This window comes from Robiginitalea rubriflava (genome assembly GCF_052540725.1).
Genome location: NZ_CP199309.1, coordinates 2170179 through 2181999, shown reverse-complemented (window position 1 = coordinate 2181999; position 11821 = coordinate 2170179). Strand labels below are relative to the sequence as shown.

The window sequence follows — 11821 nt, the reverse complement described above, 5'->3', positions numbered from 1 at the left end:
GGCGTTTTCTTGCAAATCCATACCTTTGATAAAACACAATTTACCATGGATCTCAATAAAATCCCGCAACTGAAATACGCTAATTCTGGAAACTTTTTTCTTTTGGCAGGACCCTGCGCCATAGAAGGAGAGGATATGGCCCTGCGCATAGCAGACGAGGTAGTGGGCATTACAGACCGCCTGCAGATCCCCTATATTTTTAAAGGCAGTTTTAAAAAGGCAAACCGAAGCCGGGTAGATTCCTTTACCGGGATAGGGGATGAAAAAGCCCTGAAGATTCTGCGGAAAGTATCTGAAACCTTCCAAATCCCAACAGTAACTGATATTCACAAAGAATCCGATGCCGCCATGGCTGCAGAATACGTGGATGTGCTGCAGATCCCGGCTTTTCTGGTGCGGCAGACAGACCTGATTGTGGCCGCGGCTGAAACCGGAAAGGTGGTTAATCTGAAAAAGGGGCAGTTTATGAGCCCCGAAAGCATGAAACACGCCGTAACCAAGGTTACGGAAAGCGGAAACGAGCAGGCTATTATAACGGACCGGGGAACCATGTTCGGGTATCAGGACCTGATCGTGGATTTCAGAGGGGTGCCGGTTATGAAGCAATATGCACCCCTGGTACTGGATGTAACCCATTCGCTCCAGCAACCCAACCAGGCCTCCGGGGTCACCGGCGGAAGGCCGGAACTTATCGGGACCATGGCCCGGGCCGGGATAGCAGCCGGGGTAGACGGGCTCTTTATTGAAACCCATTTCGATCCTGCCAATGCCAAAAGCGACGGGGCCAATATGTTACCCCTGGACCAGATGGAAGGGCTGATGCAGCGCCTATCAGCAATTAGGAAAACGCTTAGTGAATTCTAAATGTTTTTCGGGGGTTTCGGTTTTGAATCAGTAGTTCGGCTTCTTTGAGCACGTCCAGAAGAACATCGGCATCAATATCTTCAATTGATCTGAACCTTAAGGACCGGACGTTTTTACGCCCCTCGGACTGCATTTTTTTCGCAACTGCGCATTCCTGAAATACCTATTTATTAAGATCTATTCCTTATTTTACTGTACTAATACATCTACAAATGAAACACCTCCGTTTGATTTTTGGCCTCGCACTTCTGACATCACTGCCTGCCTTCGGCCAGGGCCATACACATCTTCAAAGTGAACCCTTTAATTACCCTGATATCCCCGGGTATCTCACCCTCACAACCGACCTGCATCAGCATACCGTTTTTTCAGACGGCAGTGTCTGGCCGGATATCCGTGTGATGGAGGCCCTGCGCGAAGGGCTCGATGCCATTTCCCTTACAGAACATCTGGAATACCAGCCGCATAATGCTGATATTCCACATCCCGACCGGAACCGATCCTATGAGATTGCCCGGAATGAAGCCAGAGACCACGATTTGCTTATCATTCACGGCTCTGAGATTACCCGTGAGGCCCCCATGGGCCATAGCAATGCCGTTTTTATAAAAGACGCCAACCCGCTTCTGGCCGGATCCGCAGAGGTTCCTTTCAGTGAAGCCAAAAAACAAGGTGCTTTTGTATTCTGGAACCATCCCGCCTGGTATAGCCAGCAACCTCAGGGAAACCCCGTCTTAAGTGAATTCCAGAAAGAACGCATCCGCAAAGGGGAATTACACGGCATCGAGGTGATCAATACCACAGACTATTCGGAGGAAGCCCTGGGTATTGCCCTTGAACAAAACCTGACCATTATCGGTACCAGCGATATTCACGGCCTGATTAGCTGGGACTATCTGGAAAATAATCGACACCGTCCTGTAACGCTGGTTTTTGCGAAGGAACGATCGGTGGAAAGCCTGAAAGAAGCCCTTTTCGAAAGGAGGACGGTTGCCGTTTATAACAGTCTGCTGGTAGGCAGGGAGGCAATTCTCAAACCCTTGCTGAAGGCCTCTGTGGAAATCCTGCAGAAAGAATATATTCCGGGGACCACTATTCTTAAGCTGGTGCTTAAAAACAATAGCAGCAGTGACCTGTTGTTCGAAAATGCAATGGATTTTACCTTTTACAGCAGCTCCCCTGTTTTTACGATTCCGGCAGGCGGGCAGTATACCCTGAATGTCAAGACCCTTGAAAAAATTGAAACTCTTCAATTAAGGCTTAAAGCCCTGGGCGCTTATAGCGCTCCCAAAGAACATCCGGTGGTTGAATGGTCTTTGAAGCTCTAAGGGACCTAATTATTCCTTTCCGTCCACGTAATCCTGCAGATAGCTGTAGTCCGGGCATAGCTCGCCTTTTGAAGTCATCCGAGCTCTTTGGAGAATCCCATCCGCATCCCCGTTGTAGAATGCAGGGATCACATGCTTTACAAAGGCTGCACCAAAACCCTCGCTGGCGTCCCTTGGGAGTTCAGCGGGCAGGTTGTCCACCGCCATTACGGCGATCACCCCGGGTTTTTTATAATCGGATTCCGATTCGGTTAAAGGGTCGTATCCATAAACAGGATCTTCAATGGTAGAAGGCCGGATAGTAGAAGCCACAGGGCCATCTATATCACAACTGATATCAGCTACAACCCGAATCCTGAACTCCGGGTGTTTGGCGTCTTCCCGGGTAAACAGATAGGGGGCCCCATCTGCATGAAAATGCCCGGCAATGTACAGGTCTGTGACCCTGGCGAACCTGAAAAAGTTTGACTTATAGGCTTCCGGGTTTGCAATAAAGTCTGCCTTATTACCGCGTACGCCATCCTTCCGCTTATTGTAATAAGAAGCATCGATCTGACAATAGACAGGGACGGTAAATTTCTTTCCAAGATAGTCCTGTACCTTAACCTGTTTTAAACCCATCCCGTCCAGCATCTCTTTGGCTCCGCTGCCTACCCGACCCCTTCCGGTAAGTAATATTTTTAAAGGCGGGAGTTTCAGGCCTTTGAGGTGGGAAATCAGATCCTGTTGATCTTTAAGGGCTTCCGCCTTGGGCAGGGTAAAAGTGCCATATTTCAGGCCATAGGCCCTGAACCCGTTATACGCGCCTACAATCCCGGCATACCTGCCAAAGGCAACCAGGCGAATGCCTGATTTATTGGTGAGCACCTCGTGATCGTAAAGTTCAATATTTTTTTGCAGTATGGCCTGGAGGAGGTCTCGGTTGTAGGGTTGCTTTTTGATGGTATGGGAGAAAAAGAAATATTTCTTCCCGGGAATCAAGGCATCCACAGGCACTTCCTTTACACCTAAAAGCACATCACATTGCTGCATATCAGGAGTCACCGAAATACCCAGTGACTCGTATTCCTCATCTTTAAATACCCGTATAGTGGAAGGTTCTACCAAAATTTCTAATTCAGGAAATTGTTTCAGGACTTTTTGACAGGCTGCCGGAGAGAGTACCGTACGGTGGTCCGGGGGAGTTTTACGTTCCTGGATGAGGCCAATTTTCATAAAGTTTATTTGGTATGAATTTTGCTCAAAATTAAGGGGAATTGTAAGGGTACGCAAACATTAGACAAAGGGATTTAAAGCCCGTCGCAAACCAGGATAAATGTGTAACTTTGCTCTTCTTCAAACGTTCTTTAACATATGGGGCCGACTGGTTTTGACAGCGAGACCAATGGCTATGTAAGCATGCCGAGCGCTGGGATACAGCTCGTAAATCTCATATTTCACCATTTTTAAATGGCGAGTCTAACTACGCTTTAGCTGCCTAAAAGACTGAATTACAGTAAGTCTTGGCCTAGTCCCGCAAGGCGGGAATGCTAAATGTCCCCGGGTAGCCCTTGTTGACGGCGACCCTTCCGGGGGCACCATAAAAGTCAACATAGTGTCTCTGTAGCTTCGGCGGGGACATAAAACCAAAGAAGCTAAGTGTGTAATAGGCGGTTTCTGGTCAGTTACACACCGACAACCAATCAGAAACTAAGCATGTAGAAGGCATCGTTATTGCTTGTTTGGACGGGAGTTCGAATCTCCCCGGCTCCACGATCGAATACAAACCCCGCCGGGAATCCGGCGGGGTTTTGTGTTTCCATAAGCGAGTCTGTGCTTGCACAAGCGAGCGAATGGGAAACGCAAAACCGCCCTGGCAATGCCAGGGCTTGGTTTGAATTCGCAGGACTGGAACTCAGGAGATCACGGAGCGAAGCGGGGTAATCTCCTTTTCAAAAAATTCAATAGTAGAGAATCGCGCCAAGCTTGCTTGAGCGCGGGGACAGGGAGCACAAAACCGCCCTGGCAATGCCAGGGCATGGTTTGAATTCGCAGGACTGGAACTCAGGAGATCACGGAGCGAAGCGGGGTAATCTCCTTTTCAAAAAATTCAATAGTAGAGAATCGCGCCAAGCTTGCTTGAGCGCGGGGACAAGGAGCACAAAACCGCCCTGGCAATGCCAGGGCATGGTTTGAATTCGCAGGACTGGAACTCAGGAGATCACGGAGCGAAGCGGAGTAATCTCCTTTTCAAAAAATTCAATAGTAGAGAATCGCGCCAAGCTTGCTTGAGCGCGGGGACAGGGAGCACAAAATCGCCATGCTGAAGCCAGGGCTTGGTTTGAATTCGCAGGACTGGAACTCAGGAGATCACGGAGCGAAGCGGGGTAATCTCCTTTTCAAAAAATTCAATAGTAGAGAATCGCGCCAAGCTTGATTGAGCGCGGGGACAGGGAGCACAAAACCGCCCTGGCATTGCCAGGGCTGGGTTTGTATTCGCAGGACTGGAACTCAGGAGATCACCGATCCCGATAGCTATCGGGAGAGGTAATCACCATAAAAGATTTAACAAAGCCAGCGCACCAGCTCGCTCCTCACTGCCAAAGGTCCACCGGACCTTTGCCGGGCGTTCGGCCGTTTTCGCGGGACTGGCGCTCAGGAGATCACGGACCCCCAAAGCTATCGGGGGAGGTAACCTCCAACTTCAAAAGGTATGGCGCTTCTGATTTTCATTTTAATTCAAAGAAAGGAAGCCAAAAAAAATTTACCGAATTTAGTGATGTCCCAAAGCAGACAAAGCACCCCTGCCCAAAATGCTGCCAAACCCCGCCATTACAAAAGAGAGCAGGACGGATGCCTGCTGGTTCTCACGACAATAGATAACACATTTATCATTTTTTAAATCCCGTCAGATGAAAAAAGAAAACGATCACTCAGATTCCAAAACAAAAGCCACTAGCAAGCTGAGATACCACTACCGCCAATGGATTCTGAAAGCCACTGCAGGCGTGTCGCTAATCGGGTTTGGCGCCTGCCTTGTGGCAGAAGCAGCCATGCTAAAATTTCAACAGGAACCAACCTTAAACTGGACCGGGTATGGCTTGGTAGCCCTGGTTGTGCTGAATACGGGGGTATGCTTATTTGGGGATGCCGTGAAACACCGCACCCATTTCGAGCGATTGAACCAAAGAAAATCTGAGGGCTGACCAAACCTTTTAAAAAAAACCTCGTAGATATGCTTGAAAACCCATTCGGTCTTTCCACATTCCGAATACTAAATAATCATTAGAGATGAAAAGAAAAATATTTGCGGTCCTGGCTTTTTTATTACTCTGCAGCCATGATATGTTCCTGAAACCATCTTCTTATTTCCTCAAGCCCCATAGTGAGTCCCGGATCGAACTCTTTAATGGCTCCTTCGAAAAAAGTGAGAATATCATTGACCGAAACAGGATGCAGGATGTCAGCCTCCTGGGAAATGGCAAACGGATGGCATTGGATTCGACCCAATGGAGCGAGAAGGACAGTGTTACCATCCTGAATTTTAAAACCGGAGCGGAAGGGACCTGGGTGGCAGGGGTTTCTACACGACCCAGGAATATCGAGATGAAGGCTGCAGACTTCAACAGCTACCTGGAGCACGATGGAATAATTGACCTGCTGGCATACCGGAAAGACAATGATTTACTGGATCAGGACGCTATTGAAAAGTACTCCAAACACGTAAAAACGATCTTCCAGGTTGGTAATGCCAAATCGGAGGATTGGAAAAGCCCATTGGGCTATCCGCTGGAATTCATACCATTGGAAAACCCCTATCAGATACATGCAGGGCATCAACTTCCGTTAAAACTCCTATGGAAGGGATCGCCTTTGGCAAATCAGCTGGTCTATGTCGGAAACAATAGCGAGCCTGAAAAGGGCCATTCTCATGATGGGGTCACCAAACATACACACAATGCACCCTCAGGAAACCATAGGCATTCCGGGGTTCATTCTTACCGGACGGACGCTGATGGGATATTCCGTATAGACCTTACTGAAAAAGGAACCTGGCACATGCGAACCATCTACCTGGTCGAATCACAGGAGGCAGGACTGACGCATGAATCCAATTGGGCAACCCTCTCTTTTGGTGTTGGTGAAGGCCATAGCCACAGCAATAATGCCAACCACGCCCATGAGGAGCATGCAGAATCTTCGGGGATACCGACCAATTTGCTCGGGATCGGCAGCATTCTGGTTCTGGGATTACTTTTTCTTGCTTTCAACAGGCAAAAGAAATGAACAAAACCGTGTTTCAAAGGGCACTGACCTTACTGTTATGCCTTTGCTTTCCGGTTCTGCTCAGTGCACACGGAATTGAATCTGAAGATCAGGCTTTATTGGATAAAGGGGGGTTACCTGCCTTTATTTGGGTGGGTGCCAAACATATGCTGACAGGTTTTGACCACCTGCTGTTTTTGGCAGGGGTTATTTTCTATTTGGCTGGTTTCAGGGACATTATCAAGTTTATTACGATTTTTACCCTTGGGCACTGCGTTACTTTGATTGGGGCCACTTATCTGCAGGTAAAAGCAGACGAGCATCTGGTAGATGCCTTTATCGCTCTAAGCGTGGTTTATAAGGGTTTTGAAAACCTGGGCGGGTTCGAAAAGTTATTAAATCGAAAAGGGCCTAACCTGCTGGGAATGGTTTTTCTTTTCGGGCTACTGCATGGGCTGGGCCTTTCCACCAGACTGCAGTCCTTTGATATTGGCTCCGAACTGTTTTTTCAAAAAATCATCAGTTTCAATCTGGGAATCGAACTGGGCCAGGTGGCGGCCCTGATCCCTATTGTTTTCATCATCTCACACTGGCGGAAGCAACCGAGTTACACGGCATTTTACAAAGCTTCCAACTCCTATTTATTGGTCGCCGGCATCTTTTTATTCGGTTACCAACTCTATGCTTTTTTTGGATGATGAAATTCAAGAATCCATTTCAGACTTAATGTAAGTAAATCATCATTGACTCCTTCGCAATAAATACCATCATGAATAATCCGGCTTAACGCCGACAAGAGAACAATAGCAAAATTCCAAGGTCTTTATCTCCACAAAAACCCCGGCAAATCCTCCACCTTCTCGCATCCAATCTGCTCCATAATTTGCCGCAATTGGGTTTTTAGCAGGCTTATGGTATGCTCCCCTCCCCTGTTTCCAAGGGCCCCTACCCCATACATAAAACTTCGGCCCAGGAAGGTGAAAGCTGCACCTTTTGCCAGGCATCGGGCAACGTCCGGGCCCGTGCGGACTCCGCTATCCATCATCAGGCTTATTTTACCCTCGTATTCACTGGCAATACGTTCAAAGGCTTCTATACTGGAAGGCCCAGCGTCCAGCTGCCTGCCACCGTGATTGGATACAATTATCCCGTCCAGACCCAATTCTACTGCCACTGCGGCATCTTCAACCGTACTCACGCCTTTGATCAGGAGTTTCCCTTTCCAGCGATCCCTGATATAGGCTATTTTTTCCGGATTCATCCGCTTTTCGAAAAAGCTGTCCATGAAATTTCCAAGCTGGTGCAGATTCAGGCCAGCTGGCATATAGGCCTTCAGGTTTGCAAACTGGGGCAATCCGGTTCGGAGCGTCCCGAAGAGCCAGGGTGGTTTGGATACCATCTGTAAAATATTGTTGAGTGTCATCCGGGGAGGCATGGAAAGGCCATTGCGGATTTCTTTGGGCCGGTAGCCAAAGGTTGGTGTATCGCAAAGTAAGACCAGCACTTTACAACCCGCTGCTTCCACCCGGTCCAGCATATTGTCCCGGATTAGCGGGTCCGCCGGATGATAAAACTGAAACCAGGCAGAGCCTTCGGTGAGTTCAGAGATCCGCTCAATACTGGAGGTGCTTACCGTACTGAGAATGTAGGGGAGGTTATGCTGAAAACAGGCCCTGGCCAGTATTTCGGGAGCATTGGGCCAGATCATCCCCTGCAGGCCAATGGGAGCCACCCCAAAAGGGGCACTGTACTGCTGCCCGAAAAGCTTTGTTTGTAGTTGGGCACCTTTAAAAACTGCGAGGTAATTGGGGGTCAGTTTTACATCCTGAAGATCTTCCCGGTTTCGCCTGAGGTTGACTTCCCGGTTACACCCACCCTCGAGGTAGTCAAACACGAAGGGTGGAATACGTCGCCTGGCAGCCTCTTGCAGTGAATCAATACTGGGATAGGCCGGATCGAATAAAATTTTCTGGGTATTCCGCATCGCAAGGTTAAGGTATTAAAATTAGCTGAAATTTACGGGCGCGAAAGCAGCCCCAATAATTGTTGCAGCTCGTTATTGTTTGTAACTTAGTACTCCTTTCAGAGCAAAATTCAGGAGTGTACACAGTAGTAGACATAGAAACCACGGGCAATGGCATACATGGAAACCGGATTACCGAGATTGCCATGTTCAATATTGACCAAGGGAAAATCACAGATTCATTCAGCAGTCTGGTGAATCCGGGTTGTGAAATCCCCCCATTTATAACCGGGCTAACGGGGATAACCACAGCGATGGTCCGGAATGCCCCTGATTTTAAAAGTTTGGCCCCTACTATTATGGAGTTCACCCAGGACCGGGTTTTTATTGCCCACTCGGTGAATTTCGATTATCCCATCGTTAAAAAAGAATTTGAAAGGTGCGGAGAGGTATTTATCCGTAAAAAACTATGTACCGTAAGGCTCTCAAGACGGATCTTTCCGGGATATAAATCCTACAGCCTTGGGAAACTCTGTTCCAGCCTTAACATTCCGCTAACCGACCGGCACCGGGCTGCCGGCGATGCCAGAGCTACTGCCCTGCTCTTTCAGAAAATGCTGTTGCAAGCAGAAGGCCCTGCCCTGGTGCAACACTTCTTAAATGCCCGATCACAGGAAACTACCCTGCCGCCCAACCTGCCAAAGGAATCCTATCTGAAAATTCCGGCTACAGCTGGTATTTACTATTTCAGGGATAAGAATGGTGAAATTATATATGTGGGTAAGGCTGTCAATCTTAAAAAAAGGGTGCTGGGTCACTTTTACGATCGTACAGAAAGGGAACAGCTCATGTGCCGGGAAACCCATAGCGTAGATTTTGAACAATCCGGTTCCGAACTTATGGCACTGCTTATGGAGTCCATCGCCATAAAAACATATTTCCCCAAATACAACCGGGCACAGAAAAAAAACAGGCCCCTTTATGGAATTTTCACTTATACAGACCGGGACGGGGTGCGTCATCTGGCCATAAACCGCCTTCAAAAAGGACAGCAAAGCCCCAAAGTGTTTTACAACCAAACCGAGGCCCGTTTATTTTTGGAAGCCCTTAGTATTCGTTTCGGGCTTTGTGCCAAATACTGCCATCTGCAGGAAGGGGCACGGGTCTGTAATCATTTCAGGGTTCCGCAATGCAATGGGGTTTGCAGGGGAACAGAGTCACCGGCAGATTACAACCAAAAGGTGGAAGCGGCCCTGGAGGACCTCAGAGAGGAAAACAAAGAATTCCTGATCCGGGAAAAAGGGCGGAACAGAGAGGAAGATGCAATAATCTGGGTGCGAAACAACAGGTACAGGGGGCACGCCTTTATTCCCAAAAGCGAGACACTGGCCAGTCTTGAAGATCTGGAAGCCCGGATCCAATGGCAAACCCATTCCTCTGAAACGGATCGGATATTACAATCCTACCTTTTAAGGAATGCGCTTGAAATTATAGAACTGGGAACGTTGGACAGTAAAGTGTCAAACCTAAACTGATTTGCTTATTTGCCCTTTAATTTATAATACATACGAATTACAAAAAGCAGCCAGAGCACAAAAATGACCCCGACAAATATGGAATAGGTAAGCACAAAATCCATAATTACTCCTTGTATTTTAAATAGTTCATAAAGCCCAGAATAGTGGGCGCCCAGAGACCAATAAATATGGCCTCAAGCTGATCCCCTTTCAAAAAGCGGAATTCAGCGACAACAATAATGGAAAGGACTACCAGAAGCATTAGGATATTGGCCCATCCAAGACGTTCCAAAAAATGTTTGAACATGTTTTGTATGCTATTTCTTGTTAAATATAAAAATTATGCAGTGTATTTCTGAAAAAGGATTTTAGATTTTCTTAACAATTTCCAATTTACTAAAATATATGACCACAGCTGCAATATTGAATTTATTTCTCCACAGCTGAAAACTACCGCAATGCCTAACCCCCGGACTTGGAAGGACAAACAAAATCCGTAACCGGAATCCCGGATTCCTTCAGCGCTTTATACCCTCCGGCTATGTCCACCAGGTTATGGTATCCCCGGCTTTTTAAGATGGAGGCTGCAATTACGGAGCGATAACCGCCCGCACAGTGTACATAAAATGGCTCCGACTTCGGAAAACTCTGCAGGTGATCATTAATCTCAGAAAGGGGCGTATTATGCGCATTCTCTATATGTTCCCCCTGGTATTCACTTTCTTTACGCACATCAAAAACCCGCTCCGGATGGGCCATCAGTCTTTCTTTGAGTATCTCAGGGCTTTCAGATTCAATACGGTCTGTATCCTTCCCGGCTGCTGCCCAGGCCTGGTAACCTCCCTTGAGATATCCCAGGGTGTTGTCAAAGCCTACCCTTGATAAACGGGTAATGGTTTCTTTTTCTTTGCCTTCGGGAGTTATTAACAGTATGGGCTGGCTAACATCTGCTATCATGGCCCCTACCCAGGGTGCAAAATCCCCGTTGAGCCCTATAAATACCGAACGCGGTATATGACCCTTTACAAATTCTTCCTGATGCCGTACATCCAAAACAACCGCTCCCGTTTTATTGGCCGCTGTCTCAAAAGCGTCGGGGTCCAGGGCCTGGCTGCCTCTTTTGAGCACCTCATCTATATCTTCGTACCCTTCCCGGTTCATTTGAACATTTAAGGGGAAATATTTTGGCGGGGCCTGAAGGCCTTCGGTGACCTCAGCGATAAACTCTTCACGGGTCATATCTGCCCGCAGGGCATAATTCACCTTCTTTTGATTTCCCAGGGTATCCACAGTTTCTTTCATCATATTCTTGCCGCAGGCCGAACCGGCGCCATGTGCAGGATAAACTATTACTTCATCCGGCAGGGGCATGATCTTCTCCCTCAGGCTGTCAAACAAAATACCGGCCAGTTCCTCCTGAGTCATATCAGCCGCCTTCTGGGCCAGGTCGGGGCGTCCGACATCCCCCAAAAATAAAGTATCTCCTGAGAAAATAGCATGTGGTTTTCCGGAAGCATCCCGTAGCAGATAGGTGGTGCTTTCCATGGTATGCCCCGGGGTATGCAACACCTCAAAACTAATATCCCCCAGTGGAAAACGCTGCCCGTCTTTTGCAATAGTAGCTTCAAAACTAGGGTTGGCCATGGGTCCAAAAACTATGGGAGCTCCCGTTTCTTTTCCAAGTGTCAGGTGGCCGCTAACAAAGTCTGCATGAAAATGTGTTTCGAATATATAACGGATCTCGGCTTTGTCTTCCCCGGCTCTTTTCAGATAAGGACCAACTTCCCGCAATGGGTCTATGATGGCTGCTTCTCCTTTGCTTTCAATATAGTAAGCTCCCTGAGCAAGGCAACCTGTATAGATTTGTTCAATTTTCATAAACGGTTCTTATTAGTTCAAAAATA

The 11821-nt window shown here is 47.8% G+C and carries 10 protein-coding genes and 1 other RNA gene; 7 read left to right on the top strand and 4 right to left on the bottom strand.

Annotated features, from left to right (window positions below):
• The first annotated feature begins 45 nt into the window (after positions 1-45).
• A complete protein-coding gene (kdsA, locus tag ACT6NU_RS09930) occupies positions 46-864 on the top strand; it encodes a 3-deoxy-8-phosphooctulonate synthase (protein WP_445381516.1) in 819 nt (272 codons plus the stop codon).
• Positions 865-1076: 212 nt separating this feature from the next.
• A complete protein-coding gene (locus ACT6NU_RS09925) occupies positions 1077-2192 on the top strand; it encodes an Sb-PDE family phosphodiesterase (RefSeq protein ID WP_445381515.1) in 1116 nt (371 codons plus the stop codon).
• 9 nt (positions 2193-2201) lie between these two features.
• Here ACT6NU_RS09925 and ACT6NU_RS09920 read toward each other — a convergent pair whose 3' ends face one another.
• Positions 2202-3407: an NAD(P)-dependent oxidoreductase gene (locus ACT6NU_RS09920; RefSeq protein WP_445381514.1), complete on the bottom strand. Its 1206-nt coding sequence runs from the start codon at positions 3405-3407 to the stop codon at positions 2202-2204.
• A 140-nt stretch (positions 3408-3547) separates the two neighbouring features.
• On the opposite strand from ACT6NU_RS09920, the gene ssrA reads away from it, so the two are divergent.
• The 4 genes from ssrA to ACT6NU_RS09900 all read left to right on the top strand — a co-directional run bounded on the left by ssrA (position 3548) and on the right by ACT6NU_RS09900 (position 7135).
• Positions 3548-3947: a transfer-messenger RNA gene (ssrA, locus tag ACT6NU_RS09915) on the top strand.
• 1136 nt (positions 3948-5083) lie between these two features.
• Positions 5084-5377: a hypothetical protein gene (locus ACT6NU_RS09910; protein WP_445381513.1), complete on the top strand. Its 294-nt coding sequence runs from the start codon at positions 5084-5086 to the stop codon at positions 5375-5377.
• Positions 5378-5462: 85 nt separating this feature from the next.
• Positions 5463-6458 (top strand): DUF4198 domain-containing protein, encoded by a 996-nt coding sequence (locus ACT6NU_RS09905; protein WP_445381512.1) that lies wholly within the window; start codon positions 5463-5465, stop codon positions 6456-6458.
• On the top strand, positions 6455-7135 hold the full coding sequence (locus ACT6NU_RS09900; RefSeq protein WP_445381511.1) for a HupE/UreJ family protein: 681 nt from the start codon (positions 6455-6457) through the stop codon (positions 7133-7135). The genes ACT6NU_RS09905 and ACT6NU_RS09900 overlap by 4 nt, the downstream gene beginning before the upstream one ends.
• Before the next feature lie 125 nt (positions 7136-7260).
• Here ACT6NU_RS09900 and ACT6NU_RS09895 read toward each other — a convergent pair whose 3' ends face one another.
• Positions 7261-8421, bottom strand: a complete 1161-nt coding sequence (locus ACT6NU_RS09895) for an alpha-hydroxy acid oxidase (RefSeq protein WP_445381510.1) — start codon at positions 8419-8421, stop codon at positions 7261-7263.
• A gap of 116 nt (positions 8422-8537) precedes the next feature.
• On the opposite strand from ACT6NU_RS09895, the gene ACT6NU_RS09890 reads away from it, so the two are divergent.
• On the top strand, positions 8538-9935 hold the full coding sequence (locus tag ACT6NU_RS09890) for an exonuclease domain-containing protein (protein ID WP_445381509.1): 1398 nt from the start codon (positions 8538-8540) through the stop codon (positions 9933-9935).
• A 106-nt stretch (positions 9936-10041) separates the two neighbouring features.
• Here the strand turns inward: ACT6NU_RS09890 and ACT6NU_RS09885 are convergent, their stop codons facing one another.
• Complete coding sequence (locus tag ACT6NU_RS09885) at positions 10042-10224, bottom strand: hypothetical protein (protein WP_445381508.1); 183 nt, start codon at positions 10222-10224, stop codon at positions 10042-10044.
• Between the two features lie 155 nt (positions 10225-10379).
• Positions 10380-11795: an MBL fold metallo-hydrolase gene (locus ACT6NU_RS09880; protein ID WP_445381507.1), complete on the bottom strand. Its 1416-nt coding sequence runs from the start codon at positions 11793-11795 to the stop codon at positions 10380-10382.
• Positions 11796-11821 lie beyond the last annotated feature (26 nt).

Bases quoted from the DNA above. Each gene is read 5' to 3' on its own strand.
- kdsA (WP_445381516.1), top strand. From the start codon at position 46: ATGGATCTCAATAAAATCCCGCAACTGAAATACGCTAATTCTGGAAAC.
- ACT6NU_RS09885 (WP_445381508.1), bottom strand. From the start codon at position 10,224: ATGTTCAAACATTTTTTGGAACGTCTTGGATGGGCCAATATCCTAATG.
- ACT6NU_RS09895 (WP_445381510.1), bottom strand. From the start codon at position 8,421: ATGCGGAATACCCAGAAAATTTTATTCGATCCGGCCTATCCCAGTATT.
- ACT6NU_RS09880 (WP_445381507.1), bottom strand. From the start codon at position 11,795: ATGAAAATTGAACAAATCTATACAGGTTGCCTTGCTCAGGGAGCTTAC.
- ACT6NU_RS09925 (WP_445381515.1), top strand. From the start codon at position 1,077: ATGAAACACCTCCGTTTGATTTTTGGCCTCGCACTTCTGACATCACTG.
- ACT6NU_RS09900 (WP_445381511.1), top strand. From the start codon at position 6,455: ATGAACAAAACCGTGTTTCAAAGGGCACTGACCTTACTGTTATGCCTT.
- ACT6NU_RS09920 (WP_445381514.1), bottom strand. From the start codon at position 3,407: ATGAAAATTGGCCTCATCCAGGAACGTAAAACTCCCCCGGACCACCGT.
- ACT6NU_RS09910 (WP_445381513.1), top strand. From the start codon at position 5,084: ATGAAAAAAGAAAACGATCACTCAGATTCCAAAACAAAAGCCACTAGC.
- ACT6NU_RS09905 (WP_445381512.1), top strand. From the start codon at position 5,463: ATGAAAAGAAAAATATTTGCGGTCCTGGCTTTTTTATTACTCTGCAGC.